We start from the raw sequence: 25,127 nt of genomic DNA, 5'->3' as shown, positions 1-25,127 counted from the left end.
CATCATCTTCACCAACGTCTGCTACACCTGCTGCCGTTTCTGCGCTCGCCGCGTTGTCGTCGGTCGACAACGCTCCGCGTTGCCTCCCTCCTCCGCCTTGCGATGCACGGCACCAGACGCCGCTCCCTGATCCGGCCTGATCGGCAAGACACCCCCTGAGCCGCCCCTTACAGGTACTTCTTCAGCTCCCGGCGCGCCAGCGACCGCTGGTGCACCTCGTCCGGACCGTCCGCCAGCTTCAGCGTCCGGGCCGCGGCCCACAGCTCGGCCAGCGGGAAGTCCTGGGAGACGCCGCCCGCCCCGTGCGCCTGCACGGCCTTGTCGATGATGTCGACGACCGCGCGCGGGGTGGCGATCTTGATGGCCTGGATCTCGGTGTGCGCGCCCTGGTTGCCGACGGTGTCCATGAGCCAGGCCGTCTTGAGGACGAGCAGCCGCAGCTGCTCGATGGTGACCCGGGCGTCGGCGATCCAGTTCTGCACCACGCCCTGCTGGGCGAGCGTCTTGCCGAAGGCGGTACGGGAGACGGCACGCCGGCACATCAGCTCGACCGCCCGCTCCGCCATGCCGATGAGCCGCATGCAGTGGTGGATGCGGCCGGGGCCGAGCCGGGCCTGCGCGATGGCGAAGCCGCCGCCCTCCTCGCCGACGATGTTCGAGGCCGGGACCCGGACCCCGTCGAAGACCACCTCGGCGTGGCCGCCGTGGGAGTGGTCCTCGTACCCGTACACCTGCATCGCGCGCCGGACCTCGACGCCCGGGGCGTCGCGCGGCACGAGGATCATCGACTGCCGGCGGCGGACGTCCGGGCCGTCGGGGTCGGTCTTGCCCATGACGATGAAGATCCTGCAGTCCGGGTTCATCGCCCCGGAGATGTACCACTTGCGCCCGTCCACGACGTACGAGTCGCCGTCCCGCCGGATCCGGGTCTCGATGTTGGTCGCGTCGGAGGAGGCGACCTCGGGCTCGGTCATCGCGAAGGCCGAGCGGATCTCGCCGGCGAGGAGCGGCTCCAGCCACTGCTTCTTCTGCGCCTCGTCGCCGAACTGGGCGAGCACCTCCATGTTCCCGGTGTCCGGGGCGGCGCAGTTGAGGGCGGTCGGGGCGAGGTGCGGGCTGCGGCCGGTGATCTCGGCGAGCGGCGCGTACTGGAGGTTGGTCAGCCCGGCGCCGTACTCCTCGTCGGGAAGGAAGAGGTTCCACAGCCCCTGCCGCTTGGCCTCCGCCTTGAGCTCCTCCACGACCGCGGGGGTGTCCCAGGGGGAGGCGAGCCGGGCGCGCTGCTCCTCGGCGACGGCCTCGGCCGGGTAGACGTGCTCGTCCATGAAGGCGAGGAGTTTCGCCCGCAGTTCCTCGGTGCGGGCGTCGTACGCGAAGTCCATGGCGGATCAGCCTTCCTGAAGGGTGGTGAGGCCGTGCTCGATGAAGACGGGGACGAGTTCGCCGATGCGGTCGAAGCCGGCGCCGACCGTCTGCCCGAGGGTCCACCGGTAGTGGATGCCCTCCAGGATCACGGCGAGTTTGAACCAGGCGAAGGCCGTGTACCAGGCGAGCCCGGAGGTGTCGCGGCCCGAGCGGGCCGCGTAGCGCTCGACCAGCTCGGCGACGCTCGGATGCCCGGGAGCGGTGGCGGTCGTGGAGATGGGGGAGCCCGGCAGGTCGAGCGGGGTGCTGTACATGACGAGGAGGCCGAGGTCGGTGAGCGGGTCGCCGAGGGTGGACATCTCCCAGTCGAGGACGGCCCGGATCCGGTCGTCCTCGCCCACGAGGACGTTGTCGAGCCGGTAGTCGCCGTGGATCACGGTCGGCGGCGGCGAGGCGGGCAGCGCGCGCCCGAGGGCGGCGTGCAGCTCGTCGATCCCGGGCAGTTCGCGGCCGCGCGAGGCGTCGAGCTGCTTGCCCCAGCGGCGCAGCTGCCGGTCGAGGAAGCCGTCAGGGCGGCCGAAGTCGCCGAGCCCCACGGCCTCCGGGTCGACGGCGTGCAGGTCGACGAGGGTGTCGACCAGGCCGAGGACGGCGGCGCGGGTGCGCTCGGCCCCGAGCGCGGCGAGCTCGTGGGCCGAGCGGTACGGCGTCCCGTCGACGAAGTCCATGACGTAGAACGGCGCGCCGAGCACCGACTCGTCCTCGCAGAACAGGACCGTCCCGGGGACGGGCACGTCCGTCGCCCCCAGGGCGCTGATGACGCGGTGCTCGCGCCGCATGTCGTGGGCGGTGGCGAGGACGTGGCCGAGCGGGGGACGGCGGACCACCCAGCGGCCGGTGCCGTCGCTCACGGCGTACGTCAGGTTCGACCGGCCGCCCTCGATCAGCCGGGCCTCCAGGGGGCCGGAGAGCAGTCCGGGCCGCTCGCGGTCGAGGAACCGGCGCAGCTGCTCGGGGTCGAGTCCTGGTGGCGGGGCGGAACTCATGGATGGGTACCTCCGGATCGGCTTCGTCGGCGCTCATGATGACCGACCAGTCGGTATGCAGTCCAGAGGGGGCAGCGGGAAAGCGCGCCCCGCACTCTGGTGGGTGGTCGCATGTCTGAATAGGGTTCACATATGGATGCGAAGCTGATCGTCGACGAAGTCCGGCTCACCCCGATCCTCATCTCCGACCCGCCCCTCCTCAACACCCAGGGCGTCCACCAGCCCTATACGCCCCGGCTCGTGGTCGAGGTGATCACCAGGGGAGGGGTGAGCGGACTCGGGGAGACCTACGGCGACGGCGTCTACCTGGACATCGCCCGGCCGCTGGCCGAAGCGCTGCCGGGCCGATCGGTCACGGATGTGAACGGCCTCTTCGCGTTGGCGGCGGAGACCGCGGAGGCGGCGGAGACCGCGGACACCGCGGGCGCCGAGGACCCCGGGGTCGACGCGAGCGGCCTGCGCGGGGTCCGCACCGCCGACAAGCTCCGCCTCTCCGTCGTCTCCGCCTTCGAGACCGCCTGCCTCGACGCGCTCGGCAGGACTCTCGGCCTGCCCGTCCACGCCCTCCTCGGCGGCAAGGTCCGCGACGAGGTCGAGTACAGCGCGTACCTCTTCCACAAGTGGGCCGGCACGGATGACTGGGGCGCGGCGCTCGACCCCGCCGGCATCGTCGCCCAGGCCCGCCGCTTCGACCGCGAGTACGGCTTCCGCTCCTTCAAGCTCAAGGGCGGGGTGTTCGAGCCCGAGCGGGAGATCGCCGCGATCCGGGCGCTCGCCGACGCCTTCCCCGGCCGCCCGCTCCGCCTCGACCCCAACGGCGCCTGGTCCGTGGAAACCTCGCTCGCCGTCGCCCGCGAACTGGAGGACGTCCTGGAGTACCTGGAGGACCCGGCGAGCGGCACCGCCGCCATGGCCGAGATCGCCGCCCGCACGGACGTCCCGCTCGCCACCAACATGTGCGTGACGACCTTCGAGGAGGTCCCGCGGGCCTTCGCCGCCGGCGCGGTACGGATCGTCCTCTGCGACCACCACTACTGGGGCGGACTCCACCGCACCCGCGAACTGGCCGCGCTCTGCCGGACGTACGGCGTCGGGCTCTCCATGCACTCCAACACCCACCTGGGCATCAGCCTCGCCGCCATGACCCAGGTCGCCGCCACCCTGCCCGGCCTCCACCACGCCTGCGACACCCACTACCCGTGGCAGACGGAGGACGTCGTCACCACCCGCCCCGTCTTCCGGGCGGGCCGGCTCACGGTCTCCGACGCGCCGGGCCTCGGCGTCGACCTGGACCGCGAGGCGCTCGCGACCCTGCACCGGCGCTGGCTCGAGGACGACGGCACGCTCAGGGACCGGGACGACGCGGCGGCGATGCGCACGGTCCACCCGGCCTGGACCCCCACCACGTGGTAGCGCCCACCCGCGCGGGCGATCGTCCCGCTGCGGCGGAACGGCCGCCCACGACGGGCGTGGGTCACGCGTGGCACGCCACCGGCACTCCTCCGTTCATCGCCGCCATGTCCCCGAAGACCGCCACCGGATCGAGCGGCGACCCCTCCGGCAGCCCCTCCAGTTCCGCGTACGCCCGGTGGAGGTTGGCGACGAGCCGCTCGCTCTCCCGCCAGGCCGCGAACTCCCCGAGGGACGCCTGCCGCGCCGTCTCCAGGGGCGTCGCCCCCTTCGCGTGCCCCTCGACGGCGAGCTCCCGCACCCAGAGCAGGTACCGCTCCGTGGTTTCGTACGCCGTGGGGTCGGTCACCCGCCCGTGCCCCGGCACCACCGTCGACGCGTCGAGGGAGCGCAGCAGGTCGAGCGCGCGCAGCGAACCCGTGAGCGAACCCATCGGCAGGAACGGCGTCCCGCCGTGGAAGATCAGGTCGCCGGTGAAGACGACGCCCTGCTCCGGGAGATGGACGATCGAGTCTCCGGTGGTGTGCGCGGGACCGGGGTGGAGCAGCCGCACCTCGATCCCGCCGACGTAGAGCGTGAGCCGGTCGCTGTACGTCACGGAGGGCGGCAGGATGTCGACCCTCCCGAAGTCGGTCTGCGGCCACAGCAGATGGAGCTGGTGCCCGGCCGCGAGCTGCTCGGAGCGGCAGTTCTCGTGTCCCACGATCCGTGCCTCGGGGCGGAAGACCCCGTTGCCGTAGGTGTGGTCGCCGTGGTGGTGGGTGGAGACGATGGTGCGGGGCAGCGGCAGTCCTTCGGCGAGCACCGCCTCGCGCAGCAGCTTCGCGCGCCGTTCGGTGGCGGCGGTGTCGACGAGCAGCGACTCGTCCGCGTCGCCGATGAACCCGGCGTTGTTCAGGCACCAGCCGCCGTCGGGCTGGACGAAGGCGTGCACGTGCGGAGCGAGCGTGACCACATAGGGATCGGTGGCAGACAAAGGGATTCCCCCGGATGAGAGCCCGACTGGACAGGGGAAGACTGCCAGTCGGCCCCGGCCCGGGGGAAGCCGGAACGGACCACTCCCCGGCCGGGGAGAAGCCGGGGCGGACCACTCCCCGGCCGGGGGGAAGCCGGGGCGGACCACTCCCCGGCCGGGGGGAAGTCGGGGCGGACTACTCCTCGTCCCATCCCTGCGCCGCCGCGAAAGCGTCCCCGTACTCCGCCGACCAACGGCCCAGCGCCTCGATCGGTCCGAGCAGCGAACGTCCCAGCGCGGTCAGCGCGTACTCGACCCGGGGCGGCGTCTCCTCGTACGCCCGCCGTTCCACCAGTGCGTACCCCTCCAGACGCCGCAGCGTCTCCGTCAGGACCTTCGCGCTGATCCCGCCGATCTCCGCCCGCAGTTCACCGGGACGGCGCGGCCCGCCCCCGAGCGCGTACAGCACGACCCCGTTCCAGGTGTGGGAGAGCAGGTCGAAACCGAGCCGTGCCCGGCAGTCCGCGAGGACCCGGTCGGTAACCATTCGGTAAGTCGCCCCCCGCCTACGGTCGTTCATGTCAGCACGCACAACGGTACGTGAGGGAGGACGCCCCATGAGGGTGGGAGTACTGGGTACGGGAGCGATGGCACGGGCGCTCGGCGGAGGATGGGTGGGAGCCGGTCACGAGGTGCTCGTCGGCGGCCGGGACGCGGAACGGACCGCCGCGCTCGCCGCGAGCACGGGGGCCAGGCCGGGCACCCTCGCCGAGGCCGCCCGTTTCGGCGAGGCGACCCTCCTGGCCCTGCCGTACGACGCGGTCCTGCCGGCCCTCGGGACGGTGGGCCCCGTCGACTCGTTCGGCGGCCGGATCCTGATCGACTGCACCAACGCGGTCGGTCCGGGCCCGGTCCTCACCACCGGCGAGGGCCCCGGCGCCGCCCGCACCCTCGCCGCCGCGACGGGCGCCCGGGTGGTGAAGGCCTTCAACCACGTGACGCCGGCGGTCTGGAGCCGTACCCCGCCCGTCTTCGCGGACGGACCGGTCGCCGTCCCCCTGTGCGGGGACGACGAGGAGGCCCTCGCGCTCGTCTCCGCCCTCGCCGCCGACCTGGGCTGCGCCCCGTTCGTCGCCGGCCCGCTGGCCCACGCGGACCTCTTGGAGGCGACCACCGCCTTCCTCATCGGGCTCTGGACCTCGGGCCGCGATCCGCGCGCCATGCTCCCGCCGCCGGCGGCGCTCGGCGGCTGACGCCCCGGCTTGCGGGCCGGCCCGGTCGCACCGAGGGTCGGGGGTATGAAGGCGATCAGTTACAGCCGGTACGGCGGCCCCGAGGTGCTGGAGTACGGCGAGCTGCCCGACCCGAAGGTCGGCCCCGACGAGGTCCTGGTCAGGGTGCGGGCGGCCGCCGTCAATCCCGTCGACTGGAAGGCGCAGGCCGGGTATCTCGACGGCATGCTCGACGCCGTCTTCCCGGTCGTCCCCGGCTGGGACGTCTCCGGCGTCGTGGTCCGGCTCGGCGTCTCCGTCCCCGAGTACGCCGTCGGGGACGAGGTCATGGGGTACGTCCGCGAGGACGTCCTCGCGCACGGCACCTTCGCCGAGTACGTCGCGGCCCCCGTCCGCACCCTCGCCCGCAAGCCCCGCAGCTTCGGGTTCGAGGAGGCCGCGGCCCTTCCGCTCGTCGGCCTCACCGCGTACCAGGTGCTCCATCGGTCCCAGGCCCTCGCGGTGCGCCCCGGCGACACCGTCCTCGTGCACGCGGCGGCCGGCGGGGTCGGCTCGATGGCCGTGCAGATCGCCCGCCACCTCGGCTGCCGGGTGCTCGGCGCGGCCCGGGACGCGGGCCTGGAGCAGGTCGCGGAGCTCGGCGCCGAGCCCGTCCGCTACGACGAGCAGACCTTCGCCGACCAGGTCCGCGCCCTCGCCCCGCAGGGCGTGGACGCCGTCCTCGACACCATCGGCGGCCCGTTCCTGAAGCTCTCCGCCGGCCTCCTCGCCCCGGGTGGCCGCCTGGCCTCGATCGCCGACGGCGAGGTCCTCGCCCTCGGCGGCCGCTACTTCTGGGTCCGTCCCGACGCGGCCGACCTCGCGGCCCTCGCCGACCTGGCCGACGCGGGCGTCCTGACCGTACGGGTGGCGAGAACGTTCCCGCTGGAGCAGGCGGCCGAGGCCCAGCGCGCCAACGCGGCGGGCGGTCTGAACGGCAAGGTCGTGGTGACCGTCCCCTAGCGCGGTCTCACCAGATCACCGCCGCCCCGAACACGGCCAGCGCGATCGTGCATCCGGCCGCGAGCAGCGCGCCCCGGTGGGAGAGCGGGAGCGGTCGGGCCGCGCCCAGGGAACGGATCCTGCGGTGGGCCACGGCCAGGAAGGCGACCCACACCAGGGACGAGAGCGCGAGCCCGGTCAGCTCCCGCACTGTGACCTCGTCGCTGACCACCAGTTTCACGGCGAGCACCGCGACGACCGTGCACGACAGGGTCGTACGCCGCCACGCGAGCCGGGTCCGCTCCGGCTGGAGCCCGGGATCCCGGGCCTCGGCCCCCTCGCCGGCCTCGCCGGTCGAACTCACCGTCCGGCCCAACCGAAGACGACGAGCACCACCATCGCGAGGGCCACGGCGGCCACCGCGAGGCTGAGCAGCGCCGGGAACCGGGACACCGGAAGGTCCTCGTTCCGGCGCATGGCCCGTTCGCAGCGCACCCAGTGGTTCACCGCCCGCAGGGCGCACAGCACACCGGCGGCGAGCAGCGCGAGCGCGAGCCCGACGCGCACGCCCCAGCGCAGGTCCGGCAGGAACTGGTCGACGGCGAAGCCGCCGCCGACCAGGGCGAGCGCGGTCCGGATCCAGGCCAGGAAGGTCCGCTCGTTGGCGAGGGAGAAGCGGTAGTCGGGCGTCTCGCCCTCGTCCCGGATCCGCTGCGGCGCGAACCACAGCCGCAGGCTCTGCACGAAATCGCTCACCCGTGCACCCTAACGGCCGGGTGATCGGCCCGCCCGGCACCGGCCGCCGACCCCGTTCCACGAGGCCGGCCCGCCACCGCCACCGCCACCGCCACCGCCACCGCCACCGACGCCCGGGCCGTTCCGCGCCGGCCCCCCGCCACCGCCTCCCGGGCCCGTTCCGCGCCGACCCGCCCGCCACTGCCTCCCGGGCCCTTCCGCGCGGGCCCACCGCCACCGCCTCCGACTCCCGGGCCCGTCCCGCGTCGGCCCGGGGCTCAGCCCGTCGGGCGTGCGTCCCGCGCGCCGCCGTTCTCCTCCGCCCGCAGCAGCTCGTACGCGGCGAGGCCGTCCGGCACCCACTCCCAGGCGCCCGCCGTCCCGGGCAGCCGGGCGGCCAGTTCCTCGTCGCTGAGGAAGCCGTGCCAGGCGACCTCCTCCGCCTGCGGGTCGACCGGGAGTTCGCAGCGGACCTCGTAGACGGCCGACCACCACTTCCCGGCCACGCCCCCGGAGTCGTACAGGAACCGCGTCACCGGCTCGGGGCGGGGCAGCCCGGACACGCCGAGCTCCTCCTCGGCCTCCCGCAGCGCGGCCTCGTCGTAGGACTCGCCCGCGCCGACGACCCCGCCCACGAACATGTCGTACATCGACGGGAAGACCAGCTTCGTCGGCGTCCTGCGGTGGACGAAGACCCTGCCCTCGGCGTCCCGGACCCGGACGAAGACGCAGCGGTGGATCAGGCCCCGCGCGTACACCTCACCGCGCGGGGCCTGCCCGATCACCCGGTCGTTCTCGTCGACGACGTCAAGAATCTCTTCAGCGGAGCTCATGCGCCCATGAAATCACCGCCGCCGGACACGGCAGCGGGAACGTCACTGCCCCATGACGTACTTGACCGTCGGGCCGGTCGTCCAGCCGCCGTCCACGGCGAGCTCCGCGCCCGTCACGTACGAGGCGGCGTCCGAGAGGAGGAAGACGACCGCGCCCGCGATCTCGTCGGCCTCGCCGACCCGGCCCATGGGCGTGTTCGGGTACTTTCCCTCCCCGCGCTCGATGCCGACGGAGGCCGTCATCGGGGTGTAGGTCATGCCGGGGTGGACGGAGCTGACGCGGATCCCCGCCGTGCCGAGTTCCACCGCGCCGATCTTCGTCAGGCCGCGCACGCCCCACTTGGAGGCGCCGTATCCGGCGGTCAGGGCCAGGCCCATCAGACCCGCGGCCGAGGAGATGTTGACGATCGAGCCGCCGCCGGCCTCCTTCATCGCCGGGATCGCGGCCTTCATGCCGATGAAGACACCGGTCAGGTTGATGTCGAGGACCTTGCGGAAGTGCTCGACGGACTCGGTCTCCAGGAACGCGCCGGTCGAGATGCCGGCGTTGTTCACCAGACCGTGCAGCCCGCCGAACTCCGCCACCGCGAAGGCGACGGCCGCCGCCCACTCCTCCTCGGAGGTCACGTCGTGGTGGAGGAACCGGGCCCGCTCGCCGAGCGCCTCGGCGGTGGCCTTGCCGTCCTCGTCGAGCACGTCGGTGATCACGACGTTCGCCCCGGCGGCCACGGCCTGCCGGGCGGCCTCGGCGCCCAGGCCGCGGGCGCCGCCGGTGATGAGCACGGTCTTGCCGGTGAGGTCGTTCATGAGAGGTCCCTTCGGGTCTTCGGGTCTTCAGACGCTCCGGGGCTGTGCGGCCCGGAGAAGCGCGGTGGTGGTCTCGACGAGGTCGGCGAGGAAGAGCGGCTCGTCCGTGAGGGGTTCGGCGCCGTCGAGGTACTGCCGGGCCCGGTCCGCCATCGCCGCGCCCACCACGGTCAGCGCCAGGTCGAGGCGCTCCAGGAGCAGCGGCTCGGGCAGTCCGTCGGCGGCCAGCCGGTCCGCCATCCGCTCGATCAGCCGCCAGTAGGCGGTGCCGGCGAGCGTGGGGTGGGGGGTGCGGGTGCGCACGCCGCTCTCGTGGCTGAGCTGTGCGGAGATCCGCAGACAGCGGCGGCCCCGGTCGGTGCGCAGCTCACTGGCCTCGGCGGTGACGAGCGCGGCGACCAGCTGGGCCAGGTCGTCGTCGGCGTCGTCGAGGAGAGGGGCGAGCACCTGCTCCGTACGGGTCTGGCGGCCGGCCATGACCGCGTCGAGCAGCCCCGCGCGCGAGCCGAAGTGGTACTGCACGGCGGAGGGATTGGCCTGTCCGGCCCGTGCCACGACGTCCCGCAGCTGTGCGCCGTCGACGCCCTGGGCGGCGAAGAGCTCCTCCGCCGCGCGGATCAGTTTCTCCCGGGTCTCGGGCCCTGACGTCCTTGCCATGTCCTCATATTAATGCTCGACATTAGAAAACGGGAAGACCGGACGGTTGACTCGATACATCCGTGTATCCAAGATGCGGTCCATGTCCTACGACGCTGATGTGATCGTGATCGGGGCGGGCCTCGCCGGCCTCGTCGCCACCGCCGAGCTGGTCGACGCCGGCCGTTCCGTGATCCTCCTCGACCAGGAACCCGAGCAGTCCATCGGCGGCCAGGCCCACTGGTCCTTCGGGGGCCTGTTCCTCGTGGACTCGCCCGAACAGCGCAGGATGCGCGTCAAGGACAGCCATGCCCTGGCCCTGCAGGACTGGTTCGGCACGGCGGGCTTCGACCGCACCGAGGACCACTGGCCGAGGAAGTGGGCCGAGGCGTACGTCGACTTCGCCGCCGGCGAGAAGCGCGCCTGGCTCCACGCGCGCGGGGTGCGCTTCTTCCCCGTCGTCGGCTGGGCGGAGCGCGGCGGCTACGACGCGAACGGCCACGGCAACTCCGTACCCCGCTTCCACATCACCTGGGGCACCGGCCCCGGCCTCGTCGCCCCCTTCGAGCGCAAGGTCCGCGAGGGCGCCGCCCGCGGGCTCGTCGACCTCCGCTTCCGCCACCGCGTCACCGGACTCGGCCGCACGGCCGGAGCCGTCGACACCGTCTCCGGCGAGATCCTGGCCCCCTCCTCCGCCGCCCGGGGCACCGCCAGCGGCCGTGACGTCACCGGCACCTTCGAGCTGCGCGCCCAGGCCGTGATCGTCACCTCCGGCGGCATCGGCGGCAACCACGACCTCGTCCGCGCGCAGTGGCCCGCCCGGCTCGGCACCCTGCCGGCCAAGCTGCTCTCCGGCGTCCCCGCCCACGTCGACGGACTCATGCTCGGCATCGCCGAGAAGGCCGGCGCCCACCACATCAACCGCGACCGGATGTGGCACTACACCGAGGGCATCGAGAACTGGGACCCCATCTGGGCCCGGCACGGCATCCGCATCCTGCCCGGCCCCTCCAGCCTCTGGCTCGACGCCACCGGCAAGCGGCTGCCCGTCCCCCTCTTCCCCGGCTTCGACACGCTCGGCACCCTCGAACACATCATGCGGACCGGCCACGACCACACCTGGTTCGTCCTCGACAAGCGCATCATCGGCAAGGAGTTCGCGCTCTCCGGCTCCGAACAGAACCCCGACCTCACCGGCAAGTCCGTCCGTGACGTCCTCGGCCGCGCCCGCGCCGACGTCCCGGCACCCGTCCAGGCCTTCATGGACCGCGGCGTCGACTTCGTCGTCGAGGACGACCTCTCCGCCCTCGTCCGCGGCATGAACGCGCTCACCGAGGAGCCGCTCATCGACGAGGCCGCCCTGCGTCGCGAGATCACCGCCCGCGACCGCGAGATCGCCAACCCCTTCACCAAGGACCTCCAGGTCACGGCGATCCGCGGCGCCCGCAGGTACCTGGGCGACCGGCTGATCCGCACGGCGGCGCCGCACCGCCTCCTCGACCCGAAGGCGGGCCCGCTGATCGCCGTACGCCTCAACATCCTCACCCGCAAGTCCCTCGGCGGCCTGGAGACCGACCTCGACTCCCGCGTCCTGACGGAGGGCGGCGAACCCCTGGACGGCGTGTACGCGGCGGGCGAGGCGGCCGGCTTCGGCGGCGGCGGGGTCCACGGCTACCGCTCCCTCGAAGGCACCTTCCTCGGCGGCTGCGTCTTCTCGGGCCGGGCGGCGGGCCGGGCGGCGGCGAGGGCGGTCGACTGACGGCGAAGGCGGTCGACTGACGGCGAGGGCGGTCGGCTGACAGAACCTCACCGGCGTGTGGTGCGGGTCACACGGCGAACCCTTCGTGTCGCGCGCCTCCCCGCTGCCCAGGATGAGGTCATGGAGATAGGCATCGCACTGCCCCAGTACGGCACCCACGCCCGCGCGGACCGCATCGCGGCCTTCGCGCGGGACGCCGAGGACGCCGGGTTCGACTCGTTCTGGGTCGGCGACCGCGCCCTGACCCCGGTCGACCCCAGCGACCTCTATCCGGGACACACCCCGGAGAACCCGTACCCCCGTCAGTACAAGACCTTCCTCGACCCGCTGACCGTGCTCACCGTCGCCGCCGGCGCGACCTCCCGTGCCCGGCTCGGCATGAGCACTCTCAACGGCCCCTGGTACCCGCCGGCCCTGCTCGCCCGTTCCCTCACCTCGCTCGACCAGGTCAGCGGCGGACGTCTCGACGTCGGACTCGGCATCGGCTGGCTGCGGGACGAGTACACCGCCGTCGGCGCCGACTTCGGCCGGCGCGGCGCCCTCCTCGACGAACTGCTCGACGTCCTCCACGGCTTCTGGACCCGGGAGGAGTTCGGCCACGAGGGGCCGCGGTGGACCATCCCCGCCTCGTACGTGGGCCTGCGCCCCGTCCAGCAGGACGGCCCGCCCGTCTACCTCGGCGGCTTCAGCCCGGCCGCCCTCCGCCGGGTCGGCCGTCGGGCCGCCGGCTGGGTCGGCGCCGTCCTGCCGCCCGGGGCGGCCGAGGGCTTGTGGGACGTGGCCCGGCGCGCGGCCGAGGAGGCGGGCCGGGACCCGGGGGCGCTGCGCCGGCAGATCCGCCACAACCCCGCCCCCGGCGCCACGGCGGACGCGATCGCCGCCGTCCTCGCGGGCGTCCGCGACACCGGCGCCGACGGCTGCTTCGTCGACCTCCAGCAGTCGGTCGACGCGCCCGACGAGGCCCTGGAGCTCGGGGTCAAGGTCCTGGGCCTGCTGCGGGGCTGAGCACGACGGAGGGGCCCCGGACGTCCGGGGCCCCTCCACGCGTACGAGGTCGGCTACAGCACCAGCGACAGCAGCAGGACGAACACGATGCCGACGACCGAGATGATCGTCTCCATCACCGACCAGGTCTTGACCGTCTGGCCGACGTTCATGCCGAAGTACTCCTTCACCAGCCAGAACCCGGCGTCGTTGACGTGGCTGAAGAAGAGCGAACCGGCACCGATCGCGAGGACGAGCAGCGACACCTCACCGGTCGACATGCCCTCGGCGAGCGGGGCCACCAGGCCGGCCGCCGAGATCGTCGCCACGGTGGCCGAGCCGGTCGCGAGCCGGATCGCGACCGCGATCAGCCAGGCGAGCAGCAGGGCCGGGATCGACCAGTCCTTCGAGAAGTCGAGGATCATCTGGCCGACGCCGATGTCGATCAGGGTCTGCTTGAAGCCGCCGCCCGCGCCGACGATCAGCAGGACGCCCGCGATCGGGGCGAGCGACTTCTCGACGGTGGAGGACAGCCGCTCCCGGGTGAAGCCGGCCGCGCGGCCCATCGTGAACATGGCGACCACGACGGCCGCGAGCAGGGCGATCAGCGGCGAGCCGATGACGTCGGTGACCTTCTGCACGCCGTTCTCGGGGTCGTCGACCACGATGTCGACGAGCGCCTTGACCAGCATCAGGACGACGGGCAGCAGGATGGTCGCGACGGTGACGCCGAAGCCCGGGCGCTTCTCCAGGTCCTCGGAGGGCCGGGCCGGGATCATCTTCTCGGGGGCCTGGATGTCCACCCAGCGGGCGGCGTACTTGGAGAAGACCGGACCGGCGATGATCACGGTGGGTATGGCGACGACCAGGCCGAGCGCGAGGGTCACGCCCAGGTTGGCGCCGACCGCGTCGATCGCGACGAGGGGGCCGGGGTGCGGCGGGATGAGGCCGTGCATCACGGACAGGCCGGCCAGGGCCGGGATGCCGATCCGCATCAGCGAGTAGTTGCCGCGCTTGGCGACCATGAGCACCACCGGGATCAGCAGCACGATGCCGACCTCGAAGAAGAGCGGCAGGCCGATCACGGAGGCGATCAGGACCATCGCCCAGGGCATGGCCCGCCTGCCGGTCCTCGCCAGGATCGTGTCGACGATCTGGTCGGCGCCGCCGGAGTCGGCGAGCAGCTTGCCGAGGATCGCGCCGAGCGCGATGAGCACGCCCACACCGGCCACGGTGTTGCCGAGTCCGGTGCTGAACGACTTGATGGCGTCCGCGAGCGGGGCGCCGGCGAACGCGCCGAGCGCCAGCGAACCGATGGTCAGCGCGAGGAACGCGTGCAGCTTGAACTTGGTGATGAGCAGGACGATGACGGCGATGCCGGCGAGCACGGCGATCCCGAGCTGGGCGTTGCCTGCCGAGGTGATCGGTTCGGCGGCGTCCGCTGCCAGGATCTCGACGCTGAGACTGGTCACGGTGGTGTCCTTCGTACGGGCAGGTGGGGACGGGGACGGGGGAGGGTCAGCCGGCCAGGCCGCGCAGGGCGGCGACGGCGCGGGCGGTGATCTCCTCCGGGGTGCCGGAGACGTCGACGGCGACGCCGGCCTCGTCGTCCTGCAGGGGCTGCAGGGTGGCGAACTGGGAGTCGAGGAGCGCCGTGGGCATGAAATGGCCCTTGCGCGCGGCCATCCGCTCCTCGATCAGCTCCCGGTCACCGGTCAGATGCAGGAAGACGACCCCGGGCGCGGCGGCACGCAGCCGGTCCCGGTAGCTCCGCTTGAGCGCGGAGCTGCTCACGACCCCGCCGAGACCGGCCCGGCCGTGCGCCCACTCCCCGATGGCGTCGAGCCAGGGCCCCCGGTCCGTGTCGTCCAGCGGGACGCCGGCCGACATCTTGGCGACGTTGGCCGCCGGGTGGAAGTCGTCGCCCTCGGCGTACGGCAGGCCGAGCGCCTCCGCGACCAGCGGACCGATGGTGGTCTTGCCGGTTCCGGCGACGCCCATCACGACGACGACCGGGGGAGCGGTGAGGGGGGTGGTGCTCATGGGGGGTGCCTCGCTGTCTTCATCGACATCGATCCGGTGAATCCGTCGCGCTCATGAAACCCATTGGGTACGACGTATTCAAGAGCCTGTGACATAAAAGTCATACTTTTAATTCCCGGGTGTGGTCACGCGGACCCGCGCGCATAGGCTGATCACCATGACGACACCGGCCCAGGGGCTCCACTCCCACGTCCTGGCCACCCTGGGCCTCGCGATCACCGCCGGGGAGTACCCGCCGGGCACCGTGCTGCGCACCGACGAGCTCGCCCAGCGCTTCGACGTCTCTCGGACCGTCGTCCGCGAGGTCGTGCGGGTCCTGGAGTCCATGCACCTCGTCGAGTCCCGCCGACGCGTGGGCGTGACCGTGCTCCCCACGGCCAGCTGGAACGTGTACGACCCCCAGGTCATCCGCTGGCGGCTCGTCGGCGCCGACCGCCCCCGCCAGCTCCGCTCGCTCACCGTGCTCCGCTCGGCCGTCGAACCCGTCGCCGCCGGCCTGGCCGCGCTGAACGCCACCCCCGAGCAGTGCCGCGAGCTCACCGAGCAGGCCCTCGGCATGGTCGCCACCTCGCGCGGCCGGCGCCTGGAGGAGTACCTCGTCCACGACGTCGCCTTCCACCGGGTCGTGCTGAGCGCCTCGGGCAACGAGATGTTCGCCCGCCTCGGCGACGTCGTCGCCGAGGTCCTCACCGGCCGCACCCACCACCACGTGATGTTCGAGGACCCCGACCCGGCAGCCGTCACCCTCCACGTCCAGGTCGCCGAGGCCGTACGGGAGCGGGACGCCGCCCGCGCCGAGGAGCTCACCCGCCAGATCGCAGTCGGTGCCCTCCAGGAGCTGGACGTCCTCGCCCCGTAGTTCACCCGGGCGTTACCCGCCCGTAAAGCTCTGAACTAGCTCAAATAAGGGCGTTCAGTGACATGCGCCACAGTCAGCCGGGCGTCGTTGCCGTGAGGATGTGCGCTGGCCGTGCCGGGGAGACCCCCCGTCCAGGTACGGCCGGGTACCGCACCGTCCCCCCTCACGAAGGCGAACAACTCCATGACTGACCGCGTCACCGCGGCCGAGCCGCTGTCCGCCGCTCCGGCGAACCCGGCCGCAGCCCCCCACGTCGACGCAGGCGACGCCGGCTACCGCAAGGACCTCAAGTCCCGGCACATCAACATGATCGCCATCGGCGGCGCCATCGGCACCGGCCTCTTCCTCGGCGCCGGCGGCCGCATGTCCCAGGCGGGCCCGTCCCTCTTCATCGCGTACGCCGTCTGCGGCGTCTTCGCCTTCTTCGTGGTGCGCGCCCTCGGCGAGCTGGTGCTCTACCGCCCCTCCTCCGGCGCCTTCGTCTCCTACGCCCGTGAGTTCATGGGCGAGAAGGGCGCCTACACGGCCGGCTGGCTGTACTTCCTCAACTGGTCGACCACCGCCGTCGCCGACATCACCGCGGCCGCCACCTACGCCCACTTCTGGGCCATGTTCAGCGACGTCCCCCAGTGGGTCCTCGCCCTGATCGCCCTCGCGGTCGTCCTCACCGCCAACCTCATCTCCGTGAAGTACTTCGGCGAGATGGAGTTCTGGTTCGCGATCATCAAGGTCGCCGCCCTGGTCGCCTTCATGCTCGTCGGCATCTTCCTCGTCGTCACCTCGCACGATGTCGGCGGCCACACCCCGGGCCTCGCCAACATCACCGACAACGGCGGCGTCTTCCCCAACGGCATGATGCCGATGCTGCTGCTCATCCAGGGCGTCGTCTTCGCCTACGCCTCCGTCGAGCTCTGCGGCGTCGCCGCCGGCGAGACCGAGAACCCCGAGAAGATCATGCCCAAGGCGATCAACTCGATCATGTGGCGCGTCGGCCTCTTCTACGTCGGCTCCGTGATCCTGCTCGCCCTGATCCTCCCGTACACCGCGTACTCCGGCGACCAGAGCCCCTTCGTCACCGTCTTCGACAAGCTGGGCATCCCCGGCGCCGCCGGCGTGATGAACCTCGTCGTCCTCACCGCCGCCCTCTCCAGCCTCAACTCGGGCCTCTACTCCACCGGCCGCATCCTGCGCTCCATGTCGCTCGCCGGCTCCGCGCCCAAGTTCACCGGCGTCATGAACAAGGGCGGCGTCCCCTACGGCGGCATCCTCCTCACCGCGGGCTTCGGCGTCCTCGGCGTCGCCCTCAACTACGTCATGCCCGGCGAGGCCTTCGAGCTGGTCCTCAACTTCGCCTCCATCGGCATCATCGGCACCTGGGCCATGATCATGGTCTGCTCGCTGCTGTTCGTCCGCCGTGCCAAGGAGGGCAAGGTCACCCGCCCCGGCTACAACCTGCCCTGGGCCCCGTACACCCAGATCGTGACCCTGGCCTTCCTCGCCTCCGTCCTCGTCCTCATGTGGATGGACGGCGGCATCAGCCGCACCACCGTGAACTGTCTGCCGCTCATCGCGGCGGCCCTCGTCGGCGGTTGGTTCCTGGTCCGCCGCCGGGTCCGCGCGACCTCCGCGGCGCAGCAGGGCTGAGACTCCCCCCACGGGAGACGGCGGGACCCCCACAGGCACGGCCTGCGGGGGTCTCGCCTTTTGTCAGGAGATAGTGGTACGCAAGAGCCTTACAAGATCCGGTCGGAGGAAGGGAAGTTCGCGATGCCGCAGCACGTCCAGGGGGTCATCGCCCCCGGCAGGAACGAACCGGTACGCGTCGAGACCATCGTGATCCCCGACCCCGGCCCCGGCGAGGCCGTCGTCACGATCCAGGCCTGCGGCGTCTGCCACACCGATCTCCACTACAAGCAGGGCGCGATCAACGACGAGTTCCCCTTCCTGCTCGGTCACGAGGCCGCCGGAATCGTCGAGTCCGTCGGCGAGGGCGTCACCGACGTCGCCCCCGGCGACTTCGTGGTCCTCAACTGGCGCGCCGTCTGCGGCACCTGCCGCGCCTGTACGCGGGGCCGCCCCTGGTACTGCTTCGCCACCCACAACGCGAAGCAGAAGATGACCCTGCTCGACGGCACGGAGCTCTCCCCGGCCCTCGGCATCGGCGCCTTCGCCGAGAAGACCCTCGTCGCCGCCGGCCAGTGCACCAAGGTCGACCCGTCCGTCGCCCCCGAGGTCGCGGGCCTCCTCGGCTGCGGCGTGATGGCCGGCATCGGCGCCGCGATCAACACCGGGAACGTCGGCCGCGGCGACACCGTCGCCGTCATCGGCTGCGGCGGCGTCGGCGACGCGGCGGTCGTCGGCTCCCGCCTCGCCGGAGCCGCGAAGATCATCGCCGTCGACATCGACGACCGGAAGCTGGACAAGGCCCGCGAGATGGGCGCCACCCACACGGTCAACTCCCGCACCGCCGACGCCGTCGAGGCGATCCGCGAGCTCACCGGCGGCTTCGGCGCCGACGTCGTCATCGAGGCCGTCGGCCGCCCGGAGACGTACGAGCAGGCCTTCTACGCCCGCGACCTCGCCGGCACCGTCGTCCTCGTCGGCGTCCCCAGCCCCGAGATGAAGCTGGAACTCCCGCTCCTCGACGTCTTCGGCCGCGGCGGCTCGCTCAAGTCCTCCTGGTACGGGGACTGCCTGCCCTCCCGCGACTTCCCGATGCTCATCGACCTGCACCAGCAGGGCCGCATCGACCTCGCCGCCTTCGTCACCGAGACCATCGGCCTCGGCGACGTCGAGAAGGCCTTCGCCCGCATGCACGAGGGCGACGTCCTCCGCTCGGTGGTGGTCCTCTGATGGCCGCCCGCATCGACCACCTCGTCACCTCCGGCACCTTCAGCCTCGACGGCGGCACCTGGGACGTCGACAACAACGTCTGGATCGTCGGCGACGACCACGAGGCCATCGTCATCGACGCCGCCCACGACGCCGGGGCGATCCTCGCCGCGCTCGACGGCCGCGCCCTGCGCGCCATCGTCTGCACCCACGCCCACGACGACCACGTCGACGCCGCCCCGGCCCTCGCGGCCGCCACCGGCGCCCGCATCCTGCTCCACCCGGCCGACCAGCCGCTGTGGAAGCTGACCCACCCCGACCACAGCCCGGACGGCGAGCTCGCCGACGGCCAGGTCCTCACCATCGCCGGCACGGACCTCACGGTCCTCCACACCCCGGGGCACGCCCCCGGCGCGGTCTGCCTGCACGCCCCCGAGCTCGGCACGGTCTTCAGCGGCGACACCCTCTTCCAGGGCGGCCCCGGCGCCACCGGACGGTCCTACTCGGACTTCCCGACGATCGTCGACTCGATCCGCGAGAAGCTCCTCACCCTGCCGCCGGAGACGGTCGTCCGCACCGGCCACGGCGACACCACCACCATCGGGGCCGAGGCCCCGCACCTGGAGGAGTGGCTGCGTTAGATATGCGGCTCCGCCGCGTGGGAGGGGCCACTGAGGGCCAGCCGGCTCTCGAACCGCACCTCGTCGCCCGTGAACGGGTCGGTGAACTCCAGCGTCCGCGCGAGCAGTCGCAGCGGACGCGCGAAGTCCTCCGGCCCGTCCTCGCGGACCACCGGATAGACCGGATCGTCGAGGATCGGCAGACCCAGGCCGTTCATGTGCACCCGCAGTTGATGGGTCCGCCCGGTCACGGGCACCAGCCGGTAGCGCCCGAGCCCTCCCGCGTGCCCCAGGAGCTCGATCCCGCTCTCGGCGTTCGGCTCGCCCGGCACCTCCCGGGCGGCCATCACCCCGCGCTCCTTCTCGATCCGGCTGCGCACGGTCACCGGCAGCTCGACCGCCGGGTCGTACGGCGCCACCGCCTCGTACTCCTTGCGCACGGCCCGGTCGCGGAAGAGCGTCTGGTACGCCCCCCGGTCCTCCGGCCGCACGACGAACAGCACGAGCCCCGCCGTCAGCCGGTCGAGCCGGTGCGCGGGCTGGAGGCGCGCAAGCCCCAGGTCGCGCCGGAGCCGGGCGAGCGCGGTCTCGGTCACATGCCTTCCGCGGGGCATCGTGGCGAGGAAATGCGGCTTGTCGACCACCACGATCCGCTCGTCGCGGTGCACGACCCCGATCGGGAAGGGCACGGGCGTCTCGGCGGGAAAGTCCCGGTGGAACCAGAGGTGCCGCCCCGCGGCGTACGGCTCGTCCCCGCCGACCGGCCCGTCGACCCCGACGAACCGCCCCTCCCGCAGCATCCCCTCGACCCGCCCGGGCCCGACGGCCGCCCCGTACCGCTCGACGAGGTACTCCCGGACGCCCGTCCAACGCCCCTCGGGGTCCTCCGGCAGCCGCACCCGCACGGGATCGATGCCGTGCAGCTGGGGGAGGGGAGAGGCGGGAGCCTTGGATCTGCGTCGCACCGGTCCTACCGCCGTGATTCCTGCCGCCGTAACAAGAAGGACCCCACATGACGTGGGGTCCTTCGCTGGTGTCCGAGGGGGGACTTGAACCCCCACGCCCGATAAAGGGCACTAGCACCTCAAGCTAGCGCGTCTGCCATTCCGCCACCCGGACAAGGTGTCTGTCTTCCCGGCCGCTGGGCCCTTCCGACGAGGAAAACCATAGCAAACATTTCGGAGTGGTCGATCACCACCCCCGGTCGGCCCCCGTCCTGTGACAGCCGCATGTCGGAGGGCCGGCGCCCTTGGGCGCCGAGGGGGCGGCGCGGGAGGATGGGGGCGACCACCAAGCAACCACGTGGGGCACGTAGTGGGAGGAAGCAGCGTGAGCGAGTCGAACACGGCCCGGAGCGTCAGCGGCGAGGACGAGGTGGTGGACCTCTGTCGCGACCTCATCCGCATCGACACCAGCAACTACGGCGACCACTCCGGCCCGGGAGAGCGGGCGGCGGCCGAGTACGTCGCCGAGAAGCTCGCGGAGGTCGGACTCGAGCCGAAGATCATCGAGTCGCACAGGGGGCGCGCCTCCACCGTCGCCCGGATCGAGGGCGAGGACCCGTCGCGTCCGGCCCTGCTCATCCACGGGCACACCGACGTCGTCCCGGCCAACGCCGAGGACTGGACCCACCACCCCTTCTCCGGCGAGATCGCCGACGGCTGCGTCTGGGGCCGCGGGGCCGTCGACATGAAGGACATGGACGCGATGACCCTCGCGGTCGTCCGCGACCGGCTGCGCAGCGGCCGCAAGCCCCCGCGCGACGTCGTCCTCGCCTTCCTCGCCGACGAGGAGGCCGGCGGCACCTACGGCGCCCGGCACCTGGTCGACCACCACCGCGACCTCTTCGAGGGCGTCACCGAGGCGATCGGCGAGGTCGGCGGCTTCTCCTTCACCGTCAACGAGAACCTGCGGCTCTACCTGGTCGAGACGGCCCAGAAGGGCATGCACTGGATGCGGCTGACCGTCGAGGGCACGGCCGGCCACGGCTCCATGACCAACGACGACAACGCCATCACGGAGCTCTGCGAGGCCGTGGGCCGCCTCGGCCGCCACCAGTGGCCGGTGAGGGTCACCAAGACCGTGCGGAGCTTCCTCGACGAGCTGTCGGACGCCCTCGGCACCCCGCTCGACCCCGAGGACATGGACGGCACCCTCGCCAAGCTCGGCGGCATCGCCAAGATGGTCGGCGCCACCCTCCGCAACTCGGCCGCCCCGACGATGCTCGGTGCCGGCTACAAGGTGAACGTGATCCCCGGCCAGGCCACCGCGCACGTCGACGGCCGCTTCCTGCCCGGCTACGAGCAGGAGTTCCTGGCCGATCTCGACCGGATCCTCGGCCCCCGCGTGAAGCGCGAGGACGTGCACGGCGACAAGGCCCTGGAGACCAGCTTCGACGGCGCCCTGGTGGACGCCATGCAGCTGGCGCTGCGCGCCGAGGACCCGATCGCCCGCGCCGTGCCGTACATGCTGTCCGGCGGCACCGACGCCAAGTCCTTCGACGACCTCGGCATCCGCTGCTTCGGCTTCGCCCCGCTCCAGCTGCCGCCCGAGCTCGACTTCGCGGGCATGTTCCACGGCGTGGACGAGCGGGTCCCGGTGGACGGCCTCACGTTCGGCGTCCGCGTGCTGGACCGGTTCCTCGACGCCTGCTGAATTCGCCCACGCGTTTGCATGTGACCGGAAAGAGTGAATGAACTCAAGGGCTCGTAGCCCTCATCATTCCCCCTCGTTACAGGTGGTGCGGTCCGCGGCTGGGGCCGCATTGCCAACTAGGAGGAATAATGATCAAGAAGGTCGTCGCTGCTGCGGCTGCCACCGGCGGTCTCGTTCTCGCGGGTGCGGGCATGGCCGTTGCCGACTCGGGTGCCCAGGGTGCCGCCGTGGGCAACCCCGGCGTGATCTCGGGCAACGTCGTCCAGGTGCCGATCCACATCCCCGTGAACGTGTGCGGCAACACGGTCTCCGTGATCGGCCTGCTGAACCCCGCCTTCGGCAACACCTGCGTCAACGCCTGACGTTGTGCCTCGCCCCGTGAGGGTGTGAGCCGGTCCGGCCCCGGAGTGCGTGCCATGCACTCCGGGGCCGGTGGCCATTTCCGCCCCGGGCCGTCCGCCCGGTGGCACTCTTTCGAAGCCGAGCAGGCAGGGAACAAGCTATGCGACAGGTCACGCGCAAGGGCCTTATCACCGTCGCGGCCGCCGGAGGCGTTTTCGCCGCCGTCGGCGGCGGATATGCGCACGCCGATTCCGGCGCGAACGGTACGGCCATGAATTCCCCGGGCGTCGCGTCCGGAAACTCCGTCCAGGTCCCGGTGCACGCGCCGGTGAACGCCTGCGGGAACACCGTCAACGTCATCGGACTGCTCAATCCGGCCTTTGGCAACACGTGCGCCAACACCTCCCCGTCCGGTGGCGGATCCTCCGCCGGCGGGCACACCGGAAACTCTCCCGGCGTGGGCTCCGGCAACAACGTCGAGGTGCCGGTCGACGTCCCGGTGAACGTCTGCGGCAACAACGTCACGGGCGTCGGCCTGGGCAACGCCGTCACGGGCAACGACTGCGCGAACGGCGGGGACACGGGCTACGGGGAGGAGGAGCCGGGCAACCCTGGGAACCCGGGTAATCCTGGGAACCCCGGGAACCCGGGCAACCCCGGGAACCCGGGCAACCCTGGGAACCCGGGCAACCCCGGGAACCCCGGGAACCCCGGGAACCCCGGGAATCCGGGTAACCCGGGCCACCCTGGTAACCCGGGCACCCCCGGTACCCCCAGCACCCCCGGTCACCCGGGTACCCCCGGCAGCGAGGGCGGGCCGAACACCCCCGGTGCTCAGACCGTCACTCCGCCGCGCGCCGTCGAGGAGCTCGCCGAGACCGGCTCCGGTCCGCTCGGCGTGATCCTTCCCGCCGGCGCCGGGATGCTGCTCGCCGGCTCGCTGATCTACCGCCGCGCCCGCAGCGCCGCCTGAGCCACCGGGCTCACGCACCACGCACAGGGGCCCCGCACACCACGGGGCCCCTTCTCGCTGTCTTCTCGTCGTCCGGTGCTCGCTACCAGGTCGCCCGGACCTGGCGGATGATCCGCCGCTTCAGCCGCACTCTGCGGCTTCCGTCCCGGTGCAGGCTCAGACGGTCCAACTCCCAGTGTCCGTACTCGGCATGGTCGGTCAGGAGCCGCGTCGCCTCCTTGCGGGAGACACCGCGCGGCACGTACACGTCGACAAATTCGTATTCCGGCATCGCATCTATTGTGCGGGCACGGGCCCGGTACGGATAGCGTCTGTCCCATGTCTGATGCTGCGCAGCCCACCGCTGCCGAGGTACGTGCCGCCGCCGAGGCGGTCAAGACCGCACTGGACCGTCACCTCGCGGCGGTCGAACGCCGCACGGGAGACGACGACACGGCCGTCTACGAGGCCTTCAACGCCCTCGCCGCGGCCGCCGAGACGTACGACGAACTCCTCTACGACCGCTACGACGAGGTCACCCCCTTCGAGATCCCCGGCGCCGACGGAAACCTGCCGCCGTACGCCGGACCTGACGAACCTCACGCCCTCAGCCTCCTGATCCGCCGCGACTACGCCGTCGCCGAACCACAGCGGCTGCTCGCCCAGGCCCGCCGCGTCGCCGAGCTCGACGAGGACGCGGACACCCGCGTGGCCGCCAAGGCCGGCGTCTCGCCGCTCGCCGCGCTCGGCGTGCTCTTCGGCGAGTACGAACCGGACGAGATCGCCTCCCGGCACAAGGAGTTCGGCCTGGAGGAGGGGGACTCCACGCTCTGGGTCACCGCCGCCGAGGAGCTCCCGGAACCGGGGGAGTGGCTGGCCGCCCCCTTCGACCAGGCCGACCCCGAGCGGATCGTCTGCCGCTTCGACGTCAGCGCCGTCTTCGACGAGGAGGACGAGGACGAGCCCGTGGACGCGGGAGCCTCCGGCGTGGACGCCTGACGGGACGCGGGAGGGCCGGGACACCACACACGGCGTCCCGGCTCTCCCGCGCTCCGGTCCTATTCCCCGTCGGCGGCCAGCAGAGCCTCCAGGAGCGGCCGCAGCCGCGTCGTACGCTCCGGGGCCACCCCTTCGGCCACCGCGCGGGGCAGGGCCTGGTCCACGCCGTGCACGACCGACAGATGGCGCTCCGCCCGGCCGAAGGCCGTGTACACCCACGGCCGGCTCAGGCCGCCCGCGGCGTCCCCCGGCAGCACCACGACCACCGCGGGCCAGCGCGTCCCGGCCGCCTGGTGCGCGGTGAGCGCCCAGCCGTGCCGCAGGGCCGACTCCACGCGATCCCTCGGTACGAGGAGCTCGTCGCGCCCGCAGCGCAGCCGCAGCCCCTCGGCGTCGGCCGAGAGGACCGTGCCCGTCACCGTGCGCCCCGGCGCGGGCGCGTACGCCACCCGGTCGCCGGGGTCGTAGCCGCCGAACCGGCCCGGCCCGGGATTGAGCCGCTGCTTCAGGGCGGCGTTCAGCGCGCGCGTGCCGGCGGAGCCGCCGTGGCCGACCGTGACGACCTGCGTCTGCTCGGACGGCACCCCGAGCGCCCGGGGCACCGAGTCCGCCACCAGCTGGACCGTACGGTGCACGGCCTCGCCCGCGTCCCGCACCGGGACGATCACGACCTCCTTGCCGGGGGCCTCGACCTGGTTCAGCTCGCCGACGCCGATGCCCGACACCAGCTCGCCGAGCGGCCCCGGATCGGGGACGCGGGAGGCGATCCGCGGGCACACCCCGGACGCGAGCACGTCCGCGAAGACCCGGCCCGCGCCCGGCGCGCCGAGCACCCCCGGATCGCCGCTCAGCACCAGACGACAGCCGTCCGGCAGCGACTCCACGAGCATCGCGCCCGTCTCCACGTCCAGCTGCGGGGCGTCGACCACGAGCAGACCCACGAGCAGCGAGATCCGGGCGCCCCAGATCAGCAGCCCGAGCAGCGAGCGCCCCGCTGATCGTCGGCTCTGACGTGCAGTCGGTCACGGAGGCGCCGGGCACGGCCCTGGAGCCGCCGAGCGCCGAGTTCCCGCTCGGCACCG

At 72.5% G+C, this 25,127-nt stretch carries 26 protein-coding genes, 1 tRNA gene and 1 pseudogene; 13 read left to right on the top strand and 15 right to left on the bottom strand.

Annotation, left to right across the window (positions count from 1 at the left end):
• Window positions 1-167 precede the first annotated feature (167 nt).
• Both ABZ318_RS30195 and ABZ318_RS30190 read right to left on the bottom strand, forming a co-directional pair.
• Window positions 168-1,382, bottom strand: coding sequence for an acyl-CoA dehydrogenase family protein (locus tag ABZ318_RS30195; RefSeq protein ID WP_356905621.1), 1,215 nt, complete (start codon window positions 1,380-1,382; stop codon window positions 168-170).
• 6 nt (window positions 1,383-1,388) lie between these two features.
• The gene (locus tag ABZ318_RS30190) at window positions 1,389-2,411 is read right to left on the bottom strand and encodes a phosphotransferase family protein (protein WP_356905620.1); all 1,023 of its coding nucleotides are present in this window, start codon (window positions 2,409-2,411) and stop codon (window positions 1,389-1,391) included.
• Window positions 2,412-2,543: 132 nt separating this feature from the next.
• On the opposite strand from ABZ318_RS30190, the gene ABZ318_RS30185 reads away from it, so the two are divergent.
• Window positions 2,544-3,824: an enolase C-terminal domain-like protein gene (locus ABZ318_RS30185; protein ID WP_356905618.1), complete on the top strand. Its 1,281-nt coding sequence runs from the start codon at window positions 2,544-2,546 to the stop codon at window positions 3,822-3,824.
• Window positions 3,825-3,885: 61 nt separating this feature from the next.
• On the opposite strand, the gene ABZ318_RS30180 is transcribed toward ABZ318_RS30185, so the two are convergent.
• Entirely contained in the window at window positions 3,886-4,797 is a 912-nt protein-coding gene (locus ABZ318_RS30180; RefSeq protein ID WP_356905617.1) for an MBL fold metallo-hydrolase, read from the bottom strand.
• A 175-nt stretch (window positions 4,798-4,972) separates the two neighbouring features.
• Entirely contained in the window at window positions 4,973-5,323 is a 351-nt protein-coding gene (locus ABZ318_RS30175; RefSeq protein ID WP_356905616.1) for a helix-turn-helix domain-containing protein, read from the bottom strand.
• Window positions 5,324-5,393: 70 nt separating this feature from the next.
• Between ABZ318_RS30175 and ABZ318_RS30170 the strand changes: the two genes are divergently transcribed.
• Window positions 5,394-6,029, top strand: coding sequence for an NAD(P)-binding domain-containing protein (locus tag ABZ318_RS30170; RefSeq protein WP_356905615.1), 636 nt, complete (start codon window positions 5,394-5,396; stop codon window positions 6,027-6,029).
• Between the two features lie 45 nt (window positions 6,030-6,074).
• Window positions 6,075-7,010, top strand: a complete 936-nt coding sequence (locus ABZ318_RS30165; RefSeq protein WP_356905614.1) for an NADP-dependent oxidoreductase — start codon at window positions 6,075-6,077, stop codon at window positions 7,008-7,010.
• Window positions 7,011-7,017: 7 nt separating this feature from the next.
• Here the strand turns inward: ABZ318_RS30165 and ABZ318_RS30160 are convergent, their stop codons facing one another.
• From ABZ318_RS30160 to ABZ318_RS30140, 5 genes are all read right to left on the bottom strand, one after another.
• Window positions 7,018-7,353 carry a DUF202 domain-containing protein gene (locus ABZ318_RS30160; protein ID WP_356905613.1) on the bottom strand — a complete coding sequence of 112 codons (336 nt, stop codon included), beginning with the start codon at window positions 7,351-7,353 and terminating at the stop codon, window positions 7,018-7,020.
• Window positions 7,350-7,745: a DUF202 domain-containing protein gene (locus tag ABZ318_RS30155; RefSeq protein ID WP_356905612.1), complete on the bottom strand. Its 396-nt coding sequence runs from the start codon at window positions 7,743-7,745 to the stop codon at window positions 7,350-7,352. The genes ABZ318_RS30160 and ABZ318_RS30155 overlap by 4 nt, the downstream gene beginning before the upstream one ends.
• Before the next feature lie 257 nt (window positions 7,746-8,002).
• On the bottom strand, window positions 8,003-8,557 hold the full coding sequence (locus ABZ318_RS30150; protein WP_356905611.1) for an NUDIX domain-containing protein: 555 nt from the start codon (window positions 8,555-8,557) through the stop codon (window positions 8,003-8,005).
• Between the two features lie 42 nt (window positions 8,558-8,599).
• Complete coding sequence (locus tag ABZ318_RS30145; protein WP_356905610.1) at window positions 8,600-9,364, bottom strand: glucose 1-dehydrogenase; 765 nt, start codon at window positions 9,362-9,364, stop codon at window positions 8,600-8,602.
• Window positions 9,365-9,391: 27 nt separating this feature from the next.
• Window positions 9,392-10,021 (bottom strand): helix-turn-helix domain-containing protein, encoded by a 630-nt coding sequence (locus ABZ318_RS30140; protein ID WP_356905609.1) that lies wholly within the window; start codon window positions 10,019-10,021, stop codon window positions 9,392-9,394.
• 82 nt (window positions 10,022-10,103) lie between these two features.
• Here ABZ318_RS30140 and ABZ318_RS30135 point away from each other — a divergent pair, with 82 nt between their 5' ends.
• Both ABZ318_RS30135 and ABZ318_RS30130 read left to right on the top strand, forming a co-directional pair.
• Entirely contained in the window at window positions 10,104-11,759 is a 1,656-nt protein-coding gene (locus ABZ318_RS30135; protein WP_356905608.1) for an FAD-binding dehydrogenase, read from the top strand.
• 120 nt (window positions 11,760-11,879) lie between these two features.
• The gene (locus ABZ318_RS30130) at window positions 11,880-12,764 is read left to right on the top strand and encodes a TIGR03619 family F420-dependent LLM class oxidoreductase (RefSeq protein ID WP_356905607.1); all 885 of its coding nucleotides are present in this window, start codon (window positions 11,880-11,882) and stop codon (window positions 12,762-12,764) included.
• A 53-nt stretch (window positions 12,765-12,817) separates the two neighbouring features.
• On the opposite strand, the gene ABZ318_RS30125 is transcribed toward ABZ318_RS30130, so the two are convergent.
• Together ABZ318_RS30125 and ABZ318_RS30120 are read right to left on the bottom strand one after the other, a co-directional pair.
• Complete coding sequence (locus ABZ318_RS30125; RefSeq protein WP_356905606.1) at window positions 12,818-14,215, bottom strand: gluconate:H+ symporter; 1,398 nt, start codon at window positions 14,213-14,215, stop codon at window positions 12,818-12,820.
• Window positions 14,216-14,261: 46 nt separating this feature from the next.
• Window positions 14,262-14,786: a gluconokinase gene (locus tag ABZ318_RS30120; RefSeq protein ID WP_356905605.1), complete on the bottom strand. Its 525-nt coding sequence runs from the start codon at window positions 14,784-14,786 to the stop codon at window positions 14,262-14,264.
• Between the two features lie 157 nt (window positions 14,787-14,943).
• Here ABZ318_RS30120 and ABZ318_RS30115 point away from each other — a divergent pair, with 157 nt between their 5' ends.
• The 4 genes from ABZ318_RS30115 to ABZ318_RS30100 all read left to right on the top strand — a co-directional run bounded on the left by ABZ318_RS30115 (window position 14,944) and on the right by ABZ318_RS30100 (window position 19,118).
• A complete protein-coding gene (locus ABZ318_RS30115) occupies window positions 14,944-15,645 on the top strand; it encodes an FCD domain-containing protein (protein WP_356905604.1) in 702 nt (233 codons plus the stop codon).
• A gap of 183 nt (window positions 15,646-15,828) precedes the next feature.
• The gene (locus ABZ318_RS30110; protein WP_356905603.1) at window positions 15,829-17,289 is read left to right on the top strand and encodes an amino acid permease; all 1,461 of its coding nucleotides are present in this window, start codon (window positions 15,829-15,831) and stop codon (window positions 17,287-17,289) included.
• Between the two features lie 123 nt (window positions 17,290-17,412).
• On the top strand, window positions 17,413-18,498 hold the full coding sequence (locus ABZ318_RS30105) for an S-(hydroxymethyl)mycothiol dehydrogenase (protein WP_356905602.1): 1,086 nt from the start codon (window positions 17,413-17,415) through the stop codon (window positions 18,496-18,498).
• On the top strand, window positions 18,498-19,118 hold the full coding sequence (locus ABZ318_RS30100; RefSeq protein WP_356905601.1) for an MBL fold metallo-hydrolase: 621 nt from the start codon (window positions 18,498-18,500) through the stop codon (window positions 19,116-19,118). Before ABZ318_RS30105 ends, ABZ318_RS30100 begins: the two co-directional genes overlap by 1 nt.
• Here the strand turns inward: ABZ318_RS30100 and ABZ318_RS30095 are convergent.
• Together ABZ318_RS30095 and ABZ318_RS30090 are read right to left on the bottom strand one after the other, a co-directional pair.
• Window positions 19,115-20,062: a pseudouridine synthase gene (locus ABZ318_RS30095; protein WP_356905600.1), complete on the bottom strand. Its 948-nt coding sequence runs from the start codon at window positions 20,060-20,062 to the stop codon at window positions 19,115-19,117. The two genes, ABZ318_RS30100 and ABZ318_RS30095, sit on opposite strands and share 4 nt — an antisense overlap.
• Before the next feature lie 66 nt (window positions 20,063-20,128).
• Window positions 20,129-20,216 (bottom strand) — tRNA-Leu (locus ABZ318_RS30090).
• Between the two features lie 210 nt (window positions 20,217-20,426).
• Between ABZ318_RS30090 and ABZ318_RS30085 the strand changes: the two genes are divergently transcribed.
• The 3 genes from ABZ318_RS30085 to ABZ318_RS30075 all read left to right on the top strand — a co-directional run bounded on the left by ABZ318_RS30085 (window position 20,427) and on the right by ABZ318_RS30075 (window position 23,067).
• Window positions 20,427-21,752 (top strand): M20/M25/M40 family metallo-hydrolase, encoded by a 1,326-nt coding sequence (locus ABZ318_RS30085; RefSeq protein WP_356905599.1) that lies wholly within the window; start codon window positions 20,427-20,429, stop codon window positions 21,750-21,752.
• A gap of 128 nt (window positions 21,753-21,880) precedes the next feature.
• On the top strand, window positions 21,881-22,114 hold the full coding sequence (gene chpH, locus ABZ318_RS30080; protein WP_356905598.1) for a chaplin ChpH: 234 nt from the start codon (window positions 21,881-21,883) through the stop codon (window positions 22,112-22,114).
• A 140-nt stretch (window positions 22,115-22,254) separates the two neighbouring features.
• A complete protein-coding gene (locus tag ABZ318_RS30075; protein WP_356905597.1) occupies window positions 22,255-23,067 on the top strand; it encodes a chaplin in 813 nt (270 codons plus the stop codon).
• 82 nt (window positions 23,068-23,149) lie between these two features.
• Here the strand turns inward: ABZ318_RS30075 and ABZ318_RS30070 are convergent, their stop codons facing one another.
• Window positions 23,150-23,338: a DUF5703 family protein gene (locus ABZ318_RS30070; RefSeq protein WP_015032473.1), complete on the bottom strand. Its 189-nt coding sequence runs from the start codon at window positions 23,336-23,338 to the stop codon at window positions 23,150-23,152.
• A 47-nt stretch (window positions 23,339-23,385) separates the two neighbouring features.
• Here ABZ318_RS30070 and ABZ318_RS30065 point away from each other — a divergent pair, with 47 nt between their 5' ends.
• A complete protein-coding gene (locus ABZ318_RS30065; RefSeq protein WP_356905596.1) occupies window positions 23,386-24,045 on the top strand; it encodes a hypothetical protein in 660 nt (219 codons plus the stop codon).
• A 59-nt stretch (window positions 24,046-24,104) separates the two neighbouring features.
• On the opposite strand, the pseudogene ABZ318_RS30060 reads toward ABZ318_RS30065, so the two are convergent.
• Window positions 24,105-24,974 (bottom strand): annotated as a pseudogene (locus ABZ318_RS30060) (ATP-binding domain-containing protein); the annotation flags it as partial.
• Between the last annotated feature and the right edge of the window lie 153 nt (window positions 24,975-25,127).

It is taken from the genome of Streptomyces sp. NPDC006197 (assembly GCF_040613865.1).
Lineage (GTDB): Bacteria > Actinomycetota > Actinomycetes > Streptomycetales > Streptomycetaceae > Streptomyces.
This window is presented reverse-complemented; position numbering and strand designations above follow the sequence as displayed.